The sequence below is a fragment of the Psychrobacillus sp. BM2 genome, from assembly GCF_048572895.1.
Lineage (GTDB): Bacteria > Bacillota > Bacilli > Bacillales_A > Planococcaceae > Psychrobacillus.
Map to the genome: position 1 here is coordinate 251,123 of NZ_CP183878.1, position 19,530 is coordinate 270,652.

Genomic DNA, 19,530 nt, shown 5'->3' on the forward strand with positions numbered 1-19,530 from the left:
TCATTAGTTCTAGAATTATGACAACCAATCAAGTTCAATTTTGGCGTGAACAAAGACGCCATGATAGCGTTTACATTTCATTGAATAATAAATGTAAACGCTTTAATATGATAACCAATAAGAAACTTTAAAAAACAAATAAGGGGGAATGCAAAAATGAATACAGAACTACAAGAACAATCTGGGTTCAAGGTTAAAGTACAGCGTTTTGGTAGCTTTTTAAGTGGCATGATTATGCCGAATATCGGTGCATTTATTGCTTGGGGTCTTATTACTGCTTTATTTATTCCGACTGGCTGGATTCCTAATGAAGGCTTTGCAGAGCTAGTAGGTCCGATGATCAATTATTTACTGCCAATATTAATTGGTTTTACTGGTGGTAGACTTGTTCACGGTATTCGAGGTGGTGTAGTTGGTGCAACTGTAACGATGGGGGTAATTGTTGGAGCAGAAATCCCAATGTTCCTTGGGGCGATGATTGTAGGGCCTTTAGGTGGATGGGCTATCAAACAATTTGATAAGCTAGTAGAAGGAAAGATAAAAGCTGGATTTGAAATGCTCGTAAATAATTTTTCAGCAGGTATTATCGGTGGATTCCTAACACTGGTTGCATACAAACTAATAGGTCCAGCAGTTAACGCATTAACTGATTTCCTTGCAGCTGGAGTTCAATTCATTTTTGATGCAAACCTATTACCTCTTGCAAGTATTTTCATAGAACCTGCAAAAGTATTATTCTTAAATAATGCTATTAATCACGGGATATTAGGACCATTGGGGATTGAGCAAGCTGCAGAAGCAGGTAAGTCCATGCTGTTCTTATTGGAGTCAAACCCAGGACCTGGTCTTGGTATTTTGCTAGCATTCATGTTCTTTGGAAAAGGAGCAGCTAAACAAACGGCGCCTGGAGCAGTAATTATTCACTTCCTAGGTGGGATTCATGAAATTTACTTCCCTTATATTTTGATGAAGCCATTTTTACTTGTAGCAGCTATTGCTGGTGGAGCTTCTGGTATCTTTACATTGCAATTATTCAATGCAGGCCTAGTGGCAGCACCATCACCAGGAAGTATATTCTCAATATTAGCGTTAACTCCAAAAGGAAATCATATAGGAGTCATATTAGCTGTATTGGTTGCAGCTGCAGTATCCTTCCTAATCGCATCTATTATTCTTAAAACGTCTAAGGATATAGAGGAAGATGATTTACAAAAAGCAACGGAAAAAACTTCTTCACTTAAAGGGAAAGAAAGTAGAGCTGCAGAATTTATTAAAACGACAGCAACAGTTGATTCAGTTCAAGAAACTTCCCTTTCAAGCATAAAAAGTGTTATCTTTGCTTGTGACGCGGGAATGGGATCAAGTGCAATGGGAGCTTCTATTTTGAGAAATAAAATGAAAAAAGAAGGTCTTGATGTATCTGTAACGAATACTGCTATTAGCAATCTTCCATCAGATGCAAAAGTAATCATAACGCATAAGGATTTGACGAGCCGTGCGAAGGAACGGGTGCCAAATGCCTATCATATTTCCGTAGAAAACTTCTTAAATAGTCCGAAATATGATGAGCTAATTGATCAACTAAAAAAATAAAGACACATCCGAAACTCGGCCTATTTTATAGGCTGAGTTTTGCCAATGATTTTGGATCGTTAGGAATGAGGTGTTGACCATATTTATTTCGAGCAGAGAAAAAATGATTATTGAAGCATTGATAGTAGAGCAGGAAGAAATAACGATTAAAGAATTATCTAAAAAAATCGATGTGAGTTCACGAACTATACAACGAGATTTAAATAATGTCCAAAGTATTTTAGATTCCTATCAGCTTGAGCTGATTAGAAAATCAGGAGTCGGTGTTCAGATTATTGGGAACGAAGAAAGAAAGCGAGAATTAGTTCAACAGCTTCAAAAGTTCACGCAGAGGGAATATACATTGGAAGAAAGGTTAACATTAATCCTATGCATTTTGTATGAATCAGCTGAACCTGTCAAGCTCTTTTCCCTTTCCAAGGATCTAGGAGTATCGATTTCAACAGTCAGTGCAGATTTAATGAAACTAGAAGAACAGCTACAACCTGTCGAGCTTTCTATTTTGAAAAAAAGAGGGTACGGAGTAGAGTTGTCGGGTTCGGAAAATGCAAAACGTAGAGCGATAAGCTACGCACTATCTAAAACCTTGAAAGAAGAAGGCCTATTCTCCTTAATTAAAGAAAAGATTCATCAAAAATCGAGCAAGTATGAAGACCCAATTTCCGAAAGATTAATGCACCTTGTCGATAGAGAGAAGTTAGGAATGATTGAAGAGGCGATGAAGGAACTATACCCAGACTTCTCTTTGTCGATGACGGATAGTGCTTACGTAGGGTTGATCGTTCATCTTGCCTTGGCTATTGAACGTATTTTGCTTGGCGAAAACATTACAATTGATGAAGCATATTTAAAGCAAATAGCGCTAGAACCAGAATACCCTGCAGCTAAAAGAATTATCAATATGCTGATGGACCGTTTCCAGGTGGATATTCCTGAAGCAGAAGTTGGTTATATAACGATGCATCTTCAAGGGGCCAAACTACGTCAACAAGAAGGGGTATTAGTTGAGTCTTCTAATTTAGAATTATATAGACAAGCAAAGAAGTTAATTCGGGAGATGGAAGGGCAAACTAGCTTTCATTTATCGGAAAATGAATCCCTTTTGGAAGGACTCGTCACCCATTTAAAGCCTGCCATTTATCGTATCGAGCAAAATATGGGCATAGTAAATCCTTTACTAGAGGAAATTCAGACGAACTATAAGGATCTGTTTGAACAAGTAAAGGCAGCCACGCAAAAAGTTTTTCCAAAACTAATAATTCCGAATGAAGAAATTGGATATTTGGTTATGCATTTTGGATCTGCCTTAATTGGGGTATTAGGTAAGGGAGACCTAAAGGCATATATTATTTGTTCCAGCGGAATTGGAACTTCTAAATTGCTAGCATCGCGGTTACTAAGAGAAATTCAAGACATTTCAGAAGTAGCTAATATTTCCGTATTTGAACTAAATAAGTTGGCCACCACTATCACAGATAGGGATCTTATTATCTCGACAATTTACCTGCAGGACTTTCACAAAGAATACATTGTGGTTAACCCATTTTTAACTACAGAAGAGATTAACCAAGTTCAATTGTATGCAAGAAGGAAAATGCTTATACAAAAAGCCCATCCACTAGTAAAGGAAAGTCACACAACTGTAGACGTATTAACGGAAAAAATAGAAAAGCTACACGAGTATTCAGGAGTAATGCTAAAGGTTTTAAGAAATTTTCGAATTTCGTTGCTAAAAGAACAATCTACAGTGAAGCAATATATGCAAAATATTTGTTTGTTGCTAGAGGAAAGACAAATCATTGGAGAAAAGGAAATGGTTGTTGAAGCATTATTGGAGAGGGAAAAAAGTGGTGGTATTGGTATTCCAGGAACAAAACTTGCGCTATACCATACTCGCAACGAATATATTCAAAAACCCTCTTTCACTATTCACAAGCTTGAACAGGCTATTTGGATAAAAGGTATGGATGGAAATGACGTGAAAGTGGACACACTACTCGTATTACTTTCACCTGAAACACTTCTAAAAGCAGGTTTAGAAGTACTAAGTTTAATCAGTACTTTAATAATTCAAAATGACCAAAGTACCCAATTATTTGAAACAGGTGATGAATCTCAAATTCATTCATTTTTAACAGAAGAATTTGAAGCATTTATCAGAGTAAATTTAAATTAATGGAGGCGTTTTACAATGACATTACCAATTTTAGCAGAAGAAAATATTTTACTTAGTCAACAGTTAGCAACAAAGGAAGAAGCAATTCGTTTAGCTGGTCAAGTTTTGGTAGACAAAGGATATGTGGAAGCTGGTTATATAGAAAAAATGTTAGAAAGAGAAGAGATGACATCAACATTTATGGGGAACTTTGTTGCAATTCCACATGGTACAGATGATGCCAAAAAAGAAGTGAAGGAATCAGGTATCACTATTATTCAAGTTCCAGATGGTGTAGATTTTGGAGATGGTAATATAGTGAAACTGATTTTTGGTATTGCCGGTAAAGGTAATGATCACTTGGATATCCTATCTAATATTGCGATTACTGTTTCAGAGGTAGAGAATGTAGAAAAGATAGTTAATGCAGCTTCACCAAAGGACGTCCTTTCCTTTTTTGAAGGAGTGAACTAATATGAATGCTGTTCATTTTGGAGCAGGAAATATAGGTAGAGGATTTATCGGTTTGTTGTTGCACCAATCGGGATATAAAACATGTTTTGTGGATGTGAATGCAGAAATCGTGAATTTATTGAATGAGAAGAAACAGTACACCGTAAAGCTTGCTGAAGCATCTGGGGAAGAGCTAATCGTTGAAAATGTTCATGCGATTAACAGTTTAAAAGATCCGGACCTTGTCATTGAAGAGGTAGCAAAAGCAGATATTGTAACTGCAGCAGTAGGACCTAATATACTTCCCCTAATAGCTGGGTTAATAGCTGCGGGATTGAAAAAACGACTAGAACAATCGAAAAACCCTTTAACAATCATTGCTTGCGAAAATATGATTGGTGGTAGTGCCTTCTTAAAAGAGAAGATATATGAAGAACTAACAAATGATGAGAAGGTTCAATTCGAAACGTATTTTAGCTTCCCGAACACCGCAGTGGATCGAATTGTCCCAAACCAAAACAACGCCGATAAATTATCAGTAACTGTTGAACCATTTTACGAATGGGTTGTAGATGAGTCAGAGATAAAGGGAACCAATCCACCAATAAATGGAGTTACATTTGTTCAGGATCTGGAGCCGTTTATTGAACGTAAATTGTTCACTGTTAATACAGGGCATGCTGTTGTTGCTTACTTTGGTTATTTAGCTGGAATTCGCAATATGCATGAAGCCCTTGCGAATACGGAAATAAGAGGAATGATTGAGCAAGTTTTGAAGGAGACTAGCAGATACCTAACCGCAACTTACTCGTTTGATGAAAAAACGCATGCTGAATATGTGCAAAAAATCATAAATCGTTTTGCTAATCCGTATATATCAGATGATACAACAAGAGTAGGACGTTCACCGATGCGTAAGCTAAAAAATAATGATCGACTTGTTCGTCCGGCGACAAAATATGTAGAAATGTTCAACGAAAATCCTTTATACTTAGCTAGAGGGATAGCGGCAGCTTTACATTATGACTTCCCTGAGGACCCAGAAGCAAATGAAATACAAGCTATGATTGAACAAAAAGGAATCCAATTTGCGATAGAAAAAACAACTAGTTTGAAGCCAGGCGCGGATCTATTTGAATTGATTCATAAGCAATATGATGAAATGGCATTAAATAAAATAAAACCAATTTAAGGGAGTAGATTATTATGACAAACCATACGTATACAGTTGTAGCAGAATCAGGAATTCACGCAAGACCGGCAACGGGACTTGTTCAAATTGCATCAAAATATGTTTCCGATATTTCTATGGAGTATAAAGGGAAAAAGGTTAATCTGAAATCTATTCTTGGTGTTATGTCTCTAGGTGTAGGCCAAGGAGCAAGTATTTCTATATTCGCTGAAGGAACTGACCAACAAGAAGCTTTGGAGGCTATTGAAAGCTTCCTTAAATCTGAAGGGATTATTGAGTCATGACGGAAAATTTAATAGGAATTGCTGCATCCAGTGGTATTGCCATTGGTAAAGCCTTTTTAATGATAGAACCAGATTTAACTGTTACGAAAATTACAGTATCAAATAAGGATGAAGAGGTTATACGATTTCATGAGGCAGTAAATGCTGCTAAATTAGAGCTTCAAAAAATTCGTGACCGCGCCGAAATTGACTTAGGCTCGGAAAATGCCGCAATTTTTGATGCACATTTGCTTGTCCTTAGTGACCCAGAATTATTAGGTACCGTAGAAGGTAAAATAAATGACGATGCAATAAATGCAGAAGCCGCTTTGCAAGAAACTGCGGATACATTAGTTGTCATGTTTGAGCAGCTTGATAACGAGTATATGCGTGAGCGTGCAGCTGATATCCGGGATGTAACTAAACGAGTAATTGCAAGACTATTAGGTGTAGAAATACCAAATATCGGGTTAATAGATGAGGAAGTTATTATCATCTCCAAAGATTTAGCACCTTCAGATACAGCTCAACTAAATAGAGACTTCGCTAAAGGATTTACAACCGATATGGGAGGTCGCACATCTCATTCTGCTATTATGGCTCGTTCTTTAGAGATTCCCGCAGTTGTTGGTACAAAAAATGCTACAGCTGCTATTAAACAAGGGGATCTGATCGTTGTGGACGGGGATAATGGTGAAGTAATTATAAATCCTCCTAACGATGTTATCCAGAGCTATGTAGCAAAAAGAAATGAACAAGAAGTAGAGAAGAAAGAACTATCATTGTTAAAAAATAAGCAAACTATTACATTAGATGGTATACATGTGGAAATAGCTGCAAATATCGGAACTCCAAAAGACGTAGTAAGTGTACTCGAAAACGGTGGAGAAGGAATCGGTTTATATCGTACAGAGTTTCTGTATATGGAACGAGATTCATTACCAACAGAGGAAGAGCAATTTCAAGCATATAAGCAAGTACTTGAACAAATGGGGGATAAGCCTGTAGTTGTTCGAACATTAGATATCGGTGGAGACAAACAGCTCCCTTATTTAAATCTTCCTGAAGAAATGAATCCGTTTCTTGGTTTCCGAGCAATTCGACTTTGCTTAGAGGAAAAAACGATATTCAGAACTCAGCTTCGTGCATTACTACGTGCAAGTAATTTCGGAAACCTCAAAATAATGTTCCCTATGATTGCAACACTAGAGGAATTCAGAGAGGCAAAACAATTACTACTAGAAGAAAAAGCACAGCTTCAACAGGAAGGTACACTAGTATCAGATCATATAGAAATTGGTATTATGGTAGAAATTCCTTCGACTGCAATTTTGGCTGATCAATTCGCCAAAGAAGTTGACTTCTTTAGTGTTGGAACAAATGATTTAATCCAATATACGATGGCTGCAGATAGAATGAACGAATCGGTTGCCTATTTATATCAACCTTATCATCCAGCTATTTTACGTTTAGTTAAGATGGTTATCGAAGCTGCGCATACCGAGGGGAAATGGGCAGGTATGTGTGGGGAAATGGCAGGAGATTCAATAGCCATTCCATTATTACTTGGTTTAGGGTTAGACGAGTTCTCCATGAGTGCTCCTTCAATGCTAAGAGCTAGAAGTCAGATCAACCAGCTGACACAAATGGAGATGAAAGAGCTTGCGGAAAAGGCATTGTCTATGCAAACTTCTGAGCAAGTGAAGCAATATGTAAAAGAAACTTTAAAAGTCTAATAGATTAAAAGCTTCATGAAAACCCACTCAACATAGTATGAGTGGGTTTACTCATGAAGCTTATTTTCTTTTTGCTTTCGGGGTATCTTTTTCGAGCTCTTTAAATTCCTTGGCAAATTCTTCTCGAATGTCGCTTGGTTTAATCTTTAAATTTTTAGGAGTTTGAGGTAGTGAATCTTTGTTGTTGCTTCTTCCTTGTTTATTATCTCTTCCCATACAAAATCTCCTTTCCTTTTGTGCGTTCTATCTTAATATGGCTAATATCAATTCTTTTAAACGGCATAAGGTGAATTTTGTGGTATTAAGTGAGAGAGTAGTTCTGAGCTGATTAAGTAGCTGTAAATAAATTGCATCAATAGTAGTTAAGTGATCCAATGATTCCATTCACGTGGACGCTTTCCGCGGGCGAGGCTGAGCCTCCTCGCATTGCTGCGGGGTCTAGACTTTCTCGCTATCCCGCTGGAGTCGCCATGTTGCACTCCAACCAATAAGTGAGTAGGTATTAACTTTAGGCTATGTTAAAGGATAAGGTTGATTAATCATAACTGAAAGTGGAGAATAGGTTTTTTTTATAATTTTGCACCGTATCTTTATGTTAAATAAATATGAGATTGTGAAAGTGTTCACTTAAATTAACGGAGCAGTTTAGTTGAACAAGTATTATTATGTGAAACATGGAAAAACTATCTACACAATAGATTGTAGGTGAACAAAATGAAAACTATATCAGCTTGTTTTTTTATCTTGATACTGGTGGGTTCAATCTCAGCTTTCGCCAATTTCCCTACACAAGCAACGATAGGGAATTTTTTTTCCTTAAGTTATGCTAAAGAAAAAATAGAGAACGGGAAGTATGAAGTAGATTCTTTTTTCTCGTTACCAGAGAAAGAATTAACACTTTTAGAAGCATATAATTTAGGATTAGAACAAGGTAAAGAATTTGATAAAGAAACAATTCTTGTATTTCTGAACAGTGTTGATGATGAAACTGTAAGTGGTCAAAATGGAAAAAAAGGAGACTGGCAAGGAGTTTTCGCTTTGCCATCAGTTAAACATCAGATGATAATTGGTATTCAAAAAGGCAAACTTAAAAGTTACATAATAAGTGACAGTTCTGATGAACTAACTATTCCACAATCAGAAATTAAAATAGATAGTAGCCAAATTATTAAAATCGCTGTTGAGAAATTTAATTTACAACCAAGCCCAACAGAAGACCCTTTCTCACACGGATATCATTTTAGATTAATACGAGATGAGAAACACATTTTTCTTGGAGTCGATGGAAAAATAAATGGTCAAAGTGCTGAGGTCTTTTTTAATCCAAAAAACGGTGAATATTTAGGAAGTACAAAAGAAATTAAATAACTTCTTCTTCAACTACCGGGTAACTAACACTAAGACTATGAGTTCCCGGGGCAGCTTAGCTGGCCTCTGCCTTATGAATAGACCGAACGAAGGATGTAAGCGCACTGACGCTAAGAGACATGGGAGGGTACGTCGTCATAAGTTTCGCAGAGATCCATTGTGCATCACATAGTGGAGAAAAAAGCTAATGATTTCCATTAGTTTTAGCGAAGCGTACGCTCAATTTGGTAATAAAATCTATAAATTCAAGACTCTGTTTATTAAACAAAAGAAAAATAATTTTCTTAACTCATGAAGTGATGAAAACCGTTGATATCTCAATGTTTATAGAGGGAGTTTAGTTGAAGAGTGTTGTGTAACTTGTGTTCAACAATCGGGCCAAATAATTTATGAAGGTTGACTCATTATAATTAAAGGGGATATGTACTAATGAAAAATATTTTTGATCATAAGCATATAGCAGAAGTTTTAAAGCGTATTGACAAATTGAGTCCAAATTCACAACCACAATGGGGAAAAATGGATGTTGCCCAAATGCTAGCGCATTGTTCATCTTTCCAAGACATTGCAATGGGAAATTCTTTTCCACCAAGGAGTTGGTTAGGAATAATAGTAGGGAGGTTTGCAAAACAAATCATTTACAATGACAAGACATTGCCCCATAATATGTCTACTATTCCAACCATTTTGATTGCAGATGATAGAGAATTTGACACAGAAAAAGAAAAGCTTAAACAAAAAATTATCACATTTCAAAATAACGGACCAGAAAAGTGCACAACTCATCCGCATCCTTTTTTTGGAAAACTAACTTCTGAGCAATGGGGTAAAGGAATATACAAGCATCTTGACCATCATTTTAAACAGTTTGGAGTTTAATCATTGAAAAACAAAATGAAACGATGTGCATCGTTAGTTGAAGAAAGTTTCTCTAAGCCTAATCTCAATTACTGTTTGAAGCAACCAACAGTATATCTATTTATAATCTTTTCTTTTGCCTTAAACGGTCACGATTGTTGAAGAAGCGTCTCTTTTCTTATTAAACTAACGGGTGCGCGCGACAAGGTCTGTTATATACGCTTTTTAGCGTGAAAATACAGGAGATTTATTAAAATAGATTTCAACTTTACAACGGAGGATAGGAATGACGGAGCCATGTTTCCTGAAACTATCCCATCAATACTCCTGCATGCGTCCTGATTGACTGGTCATGGGGTGTGAAGCACAGGTAGATTCGGTTGAACTAGGCTGAAGCCATTCCTATGGAAAAGGTATGCCGAAGGATAGACCGCATGGCTGAAAATTAGATATGGTGAGAATAGTTCCTACATAAAGGAACTGACGATACTTCCGAAGGTACGGGTCTAAAGTTAGAACATGAGGAAACTTGTGTACCATCCAATGATGGGGTGAATGGTGTAAAGTAAAAATGCACCCTCTGAAATACACTATACCGAACAATGGCGGTATCCAGTTCACAGGCTTAAAGGAAGCACCTACGTTTAGAATGTATAGCTACGTTGTAAGGTACTTGGAAAGTAAGGAACGTTGAATTCAAGGGCTGTCACCCGAAACGTTTGCTAAGCCTTATGGCAAAATGCATTTGTCCTTATGAGGGTAGGGGTACGACCAGTGAAACCTCTGTAATGGAGGTGGAGGAACAGCCCCAAGTCTAGCGATAGGAAATAATTATTTTTCAGCCGTGCATTGCACCGGTCGGGTAAGAACGTGGGAACATCATCTCCTAGTAGAATGATGCCACAGTGCAAGCTCTTCGATGAAGAGTAACTTGCATTTGTTCGATAGCTTCATGTTTTTTAGTTTCTGATAGATACTTTTTTAATTGAATACTTTTATTAGCCTGTTCCAAGAAAAAGGCTAGCAACCCAATGCCTATAGATTGGATAAAAATTTCTGCAAACCAAACATCTAGAACCGGATAATTTACATATAGTATATTTAAAAGTACTATCTTTACTATGCTTATGCATAAAGAAATTTGCACTAAAAATTGAATACGTTTCCTTGTTGGTTGCCCTAAAAACCAAGGCGATATTTTCCATAATAGTAGTCCATAAAATGAACTGAATATGCAAGACATCCAGAACTCTATGTCGATACCTATGAAAATAGCGTGTAAAGCTATAGTAACTATGGCTAAGAGGGGACTAAGCCCTGCATAAAGAGCCCCAATGATAAAGGGGATATATCGCAAATCTAAGTACAGTTCTTCTTGTAATGGGTAACGAAAAACAAAACAAATGACTAGACTACAAACTAAGAAGACGGCAAATATTTTTTTGAGGGGTATTTTGTCTTTATCTCCATTAATCCAAGTTAACCCTAGTAATTGGAGAACAGCTAATAAGGAAAGATTGAATATGAAATGCATAATTATATCCATAGTACGATTGCACCTTGTATATTTTATTACCAATTATTGTTATCAACTCTCCTTTACCCTTTGGAAAGGTATTGGAAACGATATTTGGATAATTGTCCCTGACTTTGGTGTACTATTTATATGCATTTTTCCTGTCATTGGTAGGATAATACTTTTAGCAACCATAATATTCAAGGAATGATTTGCTGCATTACTCATAATAGAAAAATAGGATTCTTCCATTAGCTGAACTTGTTTTTTAGTTAATACTCTTGTGGCATCTGTAATTAAAATAAAAACATTTCTTTTAGTTTCAGAAACGTTAACTTCTATTAAATTATTCTTTGAAGATGATTCAATCATATATTTAAGCATATTTATAATACATTGTTGAAAAGCAGATTTGTTTCCCTTAATTTTTGTTGAGCTATCAGATCTGAAATAACTTTTACAGAATGGAAATTTGTGAAGGGTTCTAAAATATTTATAATAAGCCCTATTTCCTTTTGTACATCTAATTCTTCTTGAAAATCGAGTGATGGTTTGGAAAAGGTGAGGAAATCATTAGTAACTCTTTCTGCTGAAGCAAGCTCCTTCTTTAGGCTTATTAAATAATCATTTCTATTATCCATTGATAAGGAATGATTTTCTAATAATTCAACATATCCAATAGCAGTAGTTAATGGGTTTCTAATATCTTGAGAGATAGCAGTGCTCATTTGTTCGATTGTTTTTAGTTCAACTACTTTGACAAGCTCTTTCTGCCAATCTGAATTTTTTTCGACGATTTCAATGGTATAAGAAATCATGGCAACTACAAGGGTAGGCAAACCGATAAAAACAACCCATAAATCTATTTTGGGAATAGGGGAAACGAAACGCATAACAAGTTCTAAGATGGCAAAATTGGTAAAGAAGGTAGCAAGTGTAGCCCACAAAACTCTTTTGCTTGGTACCAGTTTTAAGAACCAAGGATGAATAAACGACAATAATGCTCCTAATAAGGAATAGACAATCGTTACACAGTAAAATCCATAATCTATGCCATAGGGAATACGTAATAAGATGATGACGAATAATAGAGTAGGACTCAGCCTAAAATATAAACTTCCAATAATAAATGGTACAAATCTAAGGTCAAATTTCACCTCATTATCATAATGATAAGTGAATAAATGACATAGAAGTAAAGATAAAATTAGACAAACTTATATACTTTTATGGTTGAGAATACCGCCCGACTTTTCCGTAATCATAAAGTTACCTCATTGCAAAATATTATAGGTTAATAGTACTTATGTATAACTAATTATACAATAAAATAATTAGAAAGTTTTGAAGAAAGAAAAAAACTCAAGTACATGGTTTTAACTTTCCAAGTACTTGAGTATTTTTACTTTTTATTGAAAAAGGTGATAAGTTGTTTCTTAGTAGGGGCTTGTATTTTGTAGGTTAACTCTCGATCGCCACTGTTTTCTATACGTGGAATAATGGACTCTATTACATTGAATTTCCAAAAGGATGGTTTACTTTTTGTACTCTTTTCTGTATCTTTTGTCATCATTTTGCGTTGAAATGGATGTAGCTTAGCCATCAAAAACTTTTCTTTTATACGTATCAATAAGTAACCTTCGTCTGTTTCAGGATTGAACTTTTTCATTAGGGATTCACCTAATTCGAACGTATTCGATTTGTTTTGAACAGATGGTGATAGAACTAAAATATTCCCTTTGCGGAACAATGCTGTATTCGACACTTGCTTGAGACCTAAATCATTAATAAGAAAATCTAAGTTCACTTGAGACGCTTCACTAGCGACTGACATATTCCATACCTCCTCAACATTTACAGACTCCTATGTTAAGTATACCCTATTTTCCCTAGGAAATCTTAGATACACAAAGAATTGCTTGATATTTTTTGAAATATTTATAAAATTATTGTGTATTTTCTTATCTATTTTTGACTAAACCTTAATTTTCTCTTACTTTCATGTTAAAATAAGCACTTACCAAAAGAGAAGGAAGTGTTAAGTATGGTAGGTAGAAATGATCCTTGTCCATGTGGTAGTGGGAAAAAATACAAAAAGTGCTGCGAATCAAAGCAGAATGATTCAATAGAAGAGGTACAAACAGAGGAACTAGAACGTGTATTACAATCCTTTTATGACCACTATCCAGAACGTAAGGATATGGAAGAATACGCAGATCTTGTGAAAGTATGGAGCAAAACGATAGGTGACTATTTAGACCTAGAAATGATTGAGGCTATCGTAATGGACGAGTTCTTTTTCCATTATAAACAGGAGATATGGCTAGGCTATCTTGAAAAGCAACAGAAAAAAATGGTACGACCTTCTACTCTAAATGTATTGAGCCAGTGGAACGAGCCACAGGTTTTTGTTGGGAAAGTGATAGAAGTGAATGAACATTATATGACAGTTTCTCACATACTTACAAAAGAAAGTATTTTGCTTAGACGAGAAAGTGATAAACCAGTGCCTGCTGGAGTGCATGTATACTGTTTCATCCTGCCAGATGGCTCTAACAAAGAAAATCATTATTTAGCTATTTCTAGCTTAGTTTTCTTCCCAGTTGATCATCAGGAAGTCTTCGATAAAATAGAAAAGCAATTTGAAAAACAAGAGATACTATCTGCTCCAGCATTTTTGAAGGAAACAGGAGCAACCTTATGGAAGTTGCTTGGAGAAAACGGCTATGAGGGTGGAGAATATACGCACTTTGAAGTCGGAGTATTACAAGTAGCGATAGATTTCTTAGAGAAAAATAATCGGGAATACGGCAATTTTATAGAAATAGTGGAAGATTATTTAGTGGAAAGACAGCCAAATGCACGTAAGGAAGTTGCAATTGCTGCAGGAGCTATTCGATTTGGTCAAGAAAATGGATTATTTGAACCATTTGGTATGACGATAAAAGAAATTGCAGAGACTTTTGAAGTTTCTACTTCTTCTCTAAATAAGTACTACAATGATTTAACAGAGTATTACAGAGGGAAATAGTTTAAGTATAAAAAGGGCTCTGCTTAGTTAAATAAGCAGAGCCCTTTTTTCAAGACTATTCACTACTGATCGAGACTCCTATTGGATAGAACTCCCTTTCGCAAGTAAATCGAACTGGAGAGCAAGTAAGTTGCCAAGCAACCTAAGTAAATAATTTTCAAGATATAAAGTATCAAGGTATATAGGATTTTCTAGAGTTGGACTCCTCTATTATGCTACGAAAGTCTACTTACACTGAGGTATTAAAAAACCAACCTTAATATAAGGTCGGCTTCTATAACTGATTATAAGAAAGTTCTACTGTATGCTAGACCCCTTTTGTAATCTAGAGTAAGTACTTTTTAAATAATCTAATTAAACAATCCTCCTAAAATACTCTTGCCCTTTGATGAGTCACTAGTTGTATTATCTGTTTTTGATCCACGGATAGGAGTATTTGTAAAACTACCGAATTGTTTTGCAAGTTTTTCCCGTGATCCTTTATTTCTCATTAAATATGCAGCTCCAAGACCTAGTGCGGTAATTGCCATTTTGTTTTTATTCATATAACTTCCTCCTTAAATTGTTTGGTTATGAATTGTTTTCCCGCATTTTTGGATGTTTAAACAATCGAATGGCTGATGTTTAGTAATTCAAAAAAAAGGATAAACAATTTAAAACAAACATACTAAAGAGGAGTGTTACAATGACCAAAAAGCATCCAGAGGATAAAGAAAAACAAGATATTACAGGACGCATTATGGATAATCCTGATCTATTAAATACGGAAAAAGAAAGTATTTTTGATACGGATGAAGATATGAAGACAGTCGACCCTATCCCGGTAGAAGAGTTAAATGAAAAAGTGAAAGATGAAAAAGATAAGCGAAATACTAAGTCTACCTCTGCAAGTGAAGAGCGTTATCCAGGATAGTTTTCTACTGGAACTGATTATTTTCCTAAACAATGGAGATAATTAAAGTGATAATGTAATCATTAAATAGAGGAGTGTTTTTAGAATGAAAATAAAAAAATATCCATTACTTAGTAGTGCTCTTATCTCATCCGCCCTATTATTAGGAGCTTGTGGAGATAAGGAAGAAGTGAACGAAGCACCTGATAAAGATACTGCTCAAAGTGAATTTGGTTTTCAGTCATTTGAATTGGATGTGGATACAGCAGATCAAAAGGATGCGATTGATGCCTCTTTTGATATTGATATATCCGAAACAGAGGCGGAATACGATAACAAATTAGAATCCATAAGCCTCACTGGTGATGAAGCCTATGCAGAGCTGGAGCCTATCTTCAAAGATATTGCTTTAACAAAAGATATGAGTAAGGAAGAAGTGATTGAAAAGGTTTCTAAAGCATTTGGAGTAGAAGAGTACACGGAATTCGAGTTAGAAGTAGAATTCTCTGACGGTGATACGCAAGAATTTAATGACAGAAAATAGAAGATGAAAGCCTTGAGATACGATGAAAATCGTTTCTTGAGGCTTTTTCTAGTTGCAGATGTTGGGAAGAATAATTACATTTTTATTACAAGATGATTAACAATAGCTACATTGTGTTTAGGTTCAATCGTGAGGGGGGATGTATGGAATAAGACTAATTTTGAGGAGGCAATACCATGAACATTGAATCGAATAGACGAATTGAAATTGCTCGTACGGAAGAAGAAATGTATGAAAAATTGGAAAGCCTACAAAATCAAGGGTATGCAGAAAGTGATATACATGTAATTTCAACTGAAAATGCACATTTAAATACACTTAGTCGTCATTCAGAAGTTTCTACACATGAGACTGGTACATTTATGGATAAGTTCAAATCCTGGTTTACTGGAGAAGACGCAGTAGCAGAAGGCTTAAGAAAATTAGATTTAAGTGAAGAGGAAAGAACAAGATATGCAGGAGAAGTGGCAAGAGGAAGTATTGTCCTCTACACAGATGTCCTAACGTTTAACGATGAACCGATGTATGGTACTCATGAAAACGAGTTTGAACAAGAATATACAGATACGGTTGGTACAGATGTAGTACAAAATCGTTTTATGGAAAATGAAGAACCAATTAGTGATTATGCTAAGGAACAAGGATTCACACCATCTAATAATGAGTACGTAAATAAAACAGATGGTCGTTTTGATGAACCACAGGATCGCTTTGCACGTGGGGAGACTTTTGCAACCGATCCGCATTTAGCTCGAGAAGAGGATCATATTGGACACTCAATGCAGGAAGATAGAGTAGTTAGAGAGTCTCGTCCGACGATTGATGAAAATGTTACGGTGGAAGAAAAAACATACGGAACTCAATCCCCAGGAGCCGATCCGAATCTAGGCCCAGCAGCATATGGGAGTGAAACGGTAAATGAAGAAGAGGAGGAAAGAATTTCTCATGATCAATATGAAGAAAAATTGGAATATCAAAGGAAACTAGATGAGATCCCTCCAACTAATCGACTATATTAAATTTCATTAAGCTAATAGAACCTCTCTAATTGGAGAGGTTCTTCTTTGTATTCTATTATGAGATAATAAGAATCAATCTAACAAAATGAGGTGGCGTAAAAATGGACTTTGTAGCTATTGATTTTGAAACAGCCAATAACCTGCGCTCAAGTGTTTGTTCAGTAGGAATCGTACAAGTAAAAAACGGAAAAATTTATAGAGAAATACACTCCTTAATAAATCCATTAAGCGAATTTCATTATTATAATACAAAAATTCATGGAATAACCGAATATATGGTACATGGTGCACCAACCTTTGAAGAATTTTGGCCAGATATGAAAACTCTTATTGAAGGTCAAGTTATCATTGCCCACAACGCAAGCTTTGACATGGGCGTTTTACAAGAATCCCTACGTCAATTTCATGAACCTTCTCCAATTTTTGAGTATGGATGCTCTTATCGAATTGCCAAAAAGGTTTGGCCACAACTATATAATCATAAGCTATCCACAGTAGCGAACTATTTAGGTATTAGTTTAAGACATCATGATGCTCTAGAGGATGCTCGGGCTGCTGCTATCATTACAGTGGAAGCGATGCAAAAGACACAAACAAATACAGTTCAACAGTTGGCAAAACTACATAATGTGAAAATAAACTCATCGATTCAAACGAAGAAACAACCAGCAACCAAGCGCAGTAGTAAAGCAGACGTGACTATCGAATTTTTAGAACCAGAAAATACAGAGTTAAATTCCAAACATCCTTTTTACGGAGCTCAAATTGTATTCACCGGAAGAATGCTCTCTATGACAAGATCGAAAGCAGCACAACTTGCAGTGAATTGTGGAGCGGTTTGCAAGGGGGCGGTGGACCATCAAACAAATTATTTAGTTGTGGGAGATAATGATTTAGCCAAATACCTACAGGGTATCAAAAGCTCTAAAATGCAAAAGGTGGAAGGCATGATTCAACAAGGGCTTCCAATTGAAATCGTTGGGGAACAGGACTTTTTAAGATTAGTTCGATATACAATGTAGTTACTTTGGGGCAGAAACTAGCTTTCAATTTAGAAAAGTCTAGATAATTTCTCTTGATTTAAATTCTGATATAATGTGTAAAGCGAACTATATTAGGATTTTTGGAGGAAACACATGAGAATCAAAACAAGAATAATTTTGGTCACGACAATCTTAATAGTATCGATAATGGGTGTGGGAGGATTTTCTACATGGGTATTAAGTGATGTTGTTTCTAAAAATAACGAGTTAAATAAATTAACAGAGATGCAAACAATTTCAAAGCAAATACAGTTTCGTCTCGCTGGGCTATCCAATGATGAACGAGCACTTCTTTTAACAGGTGATTTGACCTATGCAAAACAAATGGAAGAAAAGTCAGGGGATGTTCTAGCTCAATTTAACCGTTTAATTGAACTTGCTATTACAACTAGTGATAAAGATGTGATAGAAGGTATCCAAACTGATTATAACGAATTTTGGTCAGCAAGCCAGCAAGTAATACAAAATAGCACGGTAAACAGAACGAAAGCGGAAGAAATCCATTTTGGAGAAGAAAGACGAATACGGAAAGAAGTTTTGGATCCGTCGTTCAATAGTTTTATAGAACAATTAGATGATAAGACAACCCAAGCAAGTACAAGCATACAAGAACAATCTAAGGCTAGTCAGATTATCTTAATGGCAATCTCTATAATAGCGATATTGGTGGGGATCATACTAAGTATAATTCTCTTGAAAGCTATTATTAGACCTTTGCGACAACTAAAAGAACAAATGACTGAAATTGCGAATGGGGATGGAGACCTAACAAAAACAATTCACATAAAAAATAAGGACGAATTAAGTGAAGTTAGTGGAGCTTTCAACCAGTTTATTTCTTCCTTGAGAGAGATGATATCTCAAATTAGTTATTCAGCGGAACAAGCAGCTGCTTCTTCAGAAGAATTTTCTGCTAGTGCTGAGCAATCTAAATTTACCTCTCACCAAATTGCAGGAAGTGTACAAGAAGTATCAATTGCTATGAGTGATCAATCTACCATAATACTAGAAGGTACAAAAGCAGTTGAGCAATCCTTAAAGATTTTAAGGAATATGTCTGTATATACGCTCGAAGTATCAGAAGAAACAACTGAGGTTAATAGCCAAGCAGAAGACGGTGAGAGGTCTGTAAAAGAAATAGTTGCTAATATGGGGATTATACAGAATTCTGTGAATGAAGCTGATAGAAATATTAATTCATTAGCAAAAGATGCCTTGAAGATCGGTGATATAACCTCCATGATTAATGAAATTGCAGCGCAAACTAATCTACTAGCCCTAAATGCAGCAATAGAAGCTGCACGGGCGGGAGAACATGGAAAAGGGTTTGCAGTTGTTGCGGAGGAAGTCCGTAAATTAGCCGAACAATCTAGTAAATCGGCAAACGAGATTAAAGAACTCATTACACTTATACAAAGTACATCTAAAGAAACAGTAAACACGATTGAAACGGTGAAATCAAGTGTGAATAATGGTATCCAATTAACTTCTGGCACCGCAGTTCAATTTAAAGAAATAATGCTATCAATTTCACATGTTTCAGATAAGGTACAGGAAATAGCTACTCAAACAGAACAGCTAACTGGGGATTTCACGTCAGTCGCAGAAAAAAACGTACATGTTTCTGAGTTGTTCAATATAAATAGCGAAAGCACCAACGAAATAGCCGCTGCTACTGAAGAACAATTAGCATCCATGGAAGAAATCCAGATTGCTGCATCTTCTTTGACATCAGTTTCAGATTCTTTGAATGAAATGGTACATCGTTTTAAAATTTAAATTTAACAGACATCCTATGAGTAGAGATACTTGTGGGATGTCTTTCTTTGACGCAGCAAAGAAAGGTTGTCCTACTATAATGTGCATT

General features: G+C 35.9%; 20 protein-coding genes. 14 read left to right on the top strand and 6 right to left on the bottom strand.

Annotated features, from left to right (window positions below; translation table 11 throughout):
- Positions 1 to 156: 156 nt before the first annotated feature.
- The 6 genes from ACN6MX_RS01125 to ptsP all read left to right on the top strand — a co-directional run bounded on the left by ACN6MX_RS01125 (position 157) and on the right by ptsP (position 7,392).
- Positions 157 to 1,593, top strand: coding sequence for a PTS mannitol transporter subunit IICB (locus ACN6MX_RS01125; RefSeq protein WP_419960854.1), 1,437 nt, complete (start codon positions 157 to 159; stop codon positions 1,591 to 1,593).
- A gap of 73 nt (positions 1,594 to 1,666) precedes the next feature.
- Positions 1,667 to 3,769 carry a BglG family transcription antiterminator gene (locus ACN6MX_RS01130; RefSeq protein WP_419960855.1) on the top strand — a complete coding sequence of 701 codons (2,103 nt, stop codon included), beginning with the start codon at positions 1,667 to 1,669 and terminating at the stop codon, positions 3,767 to 3,769.
- Positions 3,770 to 3,784: 15 nt separating this feature from the next.
- On the top strand, positions 3,785 to 4,222 hold the full coding sequence (locus ACN6MX_RS01135) for a PTS sugar transporter subunit IIA (RefSeq protein WP_419960856.1): 438 nt from the start codon (positions 3,785 to 3,787) through the stop codon (positions 4,220 to 4,222).
- 1 nt (position 4,223) lies between these two features.
- A complete protein-coding gene (locus ACN6MX_RS01140; protein WP_419960857.1) occupies positions 4,224 to 5,393 on the top strand; it encodes a mannitol-1-phosphate 5-dehydrogenase in 1,170 nt (389 codons plus the stop codon).
- Positions 5,394 to 5,407: 14 nt separating this feature from the next.
- Positions 5,408 to 5,677 carry a phosphocarrier protein HPr gene (locus ACN6MX_RS01145; RefSeq protein WP_419960858.1) on the top strand — a complete coding sequence of 90 codons (270 nt, stop codon included), beginning with the start codon at positions 5,408 to 5,410 and terminating at the stop codon, positions 5,675 to 5,677.
- Positions 5,674 to 7,392: a phosphoenolpyruvate--protein phosphotransferase gene (gene ptsP, locus ACN6MX_RS01150; RefSeq protein WP_419960859.1), complete on the top strand. Its 1,719-nt coding sequence runs from the start codon at positions 5,674 to 5,676 to the stop codon at positions 7,390 to 7,392. Before ACN6MX_RS01145 ends, ptsP begins: the two co-directional genes overlap by 4 nt.
- A gap of 60 nt (positions 7,393 to 7,452) precedes the next feature.
- Here ptsP and ACN6MX_RS01155 read toward each other — a convergent pair whose 3' ends face one another.
- Positions 7,453 to 7,608: a YfhD family protein gene (locus ACN6MX_RS01155; RefSeq protein ID WP_419960860.1), complete on the bottom strand. Its 156-nt coding sequence runs from the start codon at positions 7,606 to 7,608 to the stop codon at positions 7,453 to 7,455.
- Between the two features lie 498 nt (positions 7,609 to 8,106).
- Between ACN6MX_RS01155 and ACN6MX_RS01160 the strand changes: the two genes are divergently transcribed.
- The gene (locus tag ACN6MX_RS01160) at positions 8,107 to 8,760 is read left to right on the top strand and encodes a hypothetical protein (protein ID WP_419960861.1); all 654 of its coding nucleotides are present in this window, start codon (positions 8,107 to 8,109) and stop codon (positions 8,758 to 8,760) included.
- 429 nt (positions 8,761 to 9,189) lie between these two features.
- A complete protein-coding gene (locus tag ACN6MX_RS01165; RefSeq protein ID WP_419960862.1) occupies positions 9,190 to 9,639 on the top strand; it encodes a DUF1569 domain-containing protein in 450 nt (149 codons plus the stop codon).
- Between the two features lie 865 nt (positions 9,640 to 10,504).
- On the opposite strand, the gene ACN6MX_RS01170 is transcribed toward ACN6MX_RS01165, so the two are convergent.
- The 4 genes from ACN6MX_RS01170 to ACN6MX_RS01185 all read right to left on the bottom strand — a co-directional run bounded on the left by ACN6MX_RS01170 (position 10,505) and on the right by ACN6MX_RS01185 (position 12,968).
- The gene (locus tag ACN6MX_RS01170; protein ID WP_419960863.1) at positions 10,505 to 11,164 is read right to left on the bottom strand and encodes a hypothetical protein; all 660 of its coding nucleotides are present in this window, start codon (positions 11,162 to 11,164) and stop codon (positions 10,505 to 10,507) included.
- A gap of 42 nt (positions 11,165 to 11,206) precedes the next feature.
- Positions 11,207 to 11,506, bottom strand: coding sequence for an ATP-binding protein (locus tag ACN6MX_RS01175; RefSeq protein ID WP_419960864.1), 300 nt, complete (start codon positions 11,504 to 11,506; stop codon positions 11,207 to 11,209).
- Between the two features lie 14 nt (positions 11,507 to 11,520).
- Complete coding sequence (locus tag ACN6MX_RS01180; protein WP_419960865.1) at positions 11,521 to 12,132, bottom strand: histidine kinase dimerization/phospho-acceptor domain-containing protein; 612 nt, start codon at positions 12,130 to 12,132, stop codon at positions 11,521 to 11,523.
- Between the two features lie 404 nt (positions 12,133 to 12,536).
- A complete protein-coding gene (locus tag ACN6MX_RS01185) occupies positions 12,537 to 12,968 on the bottom strand; it encodes a hypothetical protein (protein ID WP_419960866.1) in 432 nt (143 codons plus the stop codon).
- Between the two features lie 210 nt (positions 12,969 to 13,178).
- Between ACN6MX_RS01185 and ACN6MX_RS01190 the strand changes: the two genes are divergently transcribed.
- A complete protein-coding gene (locus ACN6MX_RS01190; RefSeq protein ID WP_419960867.1) occupies positions 13,179 to 14,165 on the top strand; it encodes a YecA family protein in 987 nt (328 codons plus the stop codon).
- A gap of 350 nt (positions 14,166 to 14,515) precedes the next feature.
- Here ACN6MX_RS01190 and ACN6MX_RS01195 read toward each other — a convergent pair whose 3' ends face one another.
- Positions 14,516 to 14,710 carry a hypothetical protein gene (locus tag ACN6MX_RS01195; protein ID WP_419960868.1) on the bottom strand — a complete coding sequence of 65 codons (195 nt, stop codon included), beginning with the start codon at positions 14,708 to 14,710 and terminating at the stop codon, positions 14,516 to 14,518.
- A gap of 140 nt (positions 14,711 to 14,850) precedes the next feature.
- Between ACN6MX_RS01195 and ACN6MX_RS01200 the strand changes: the two genes are divergently transcribed.
- From ACN6MX_RS01200 to ACN6MX_RS01220, 5 genes are all read left to right on the top strand, one after another.
- The gene (locus ACN6MX_RS01200; RefSeq protein WP_419960869.1) at positions 14,851 to 15,078 is read left to right on the top strand and encodes a hypothetical protein; all 228 of its coding nucleotides are present in this window, start codon (positions 14,851 to 14,853) and stop codon (positions 15,076 to 15,078) included.
- An 85-nt stretch (positions 15,079 to 15,163) separates the two neighbouring features.
- Complete coding sequence (locus ACN6MX_RS01205; RefSeq protein ID WP_419960870.1) at positions 15,164 to 15,601, top strand: YusW family protein; 438 nt, start codon at positions 15,164 to 15,166, stop codon at positions 15,599 to 15,601.
- Positions 15,602 to 15,777: 176 nt separating this feature from the next.
- Positions 15,778 to 16,620 carry a general stress protein gene (locus tag ACN6MX_RS01210; RefSeq protein ID WP_419960871.1) on the top strand — a complete coding sequence of 281 codons (843 nt, stop codon included), beginning with the start codon at positions 15,778 to 15,780 and terminating at the stop codon, positions 16,618 to 16,620.
- Between the two features lie 101 nt (positions 16,621 to 16,721).
- On the top strand, positions 16,722 to 17,642 hold the full coding sequence (locus ACN6MX_RS01215; protein ID WP_419960872.1) for an exonuclease domain-containing protein: 921 nt from the start codon (positions 16,722 to 16,724) through the stop codon (positions 17,640 to 17,642).
- Between the two features lie 114 nt (positions 17,643 to 17,756).
- Positions 17,757 to 19,442 carry a methyl-accepting chemotaxis protein gene (locus tag ACN6MX_RS01220; RefSeq protein WP_419960873.1) on the top strand — a complete coding sequence of 562 codons (1,686 nt, stop codon included), beginning with the start codon at positions 17,757 to 17,759 and terminating at the stop codon, positions 19,440 to 19,442.
- Positions 19,443 to 19,530 lie beyond the last annotated feature (88 nt).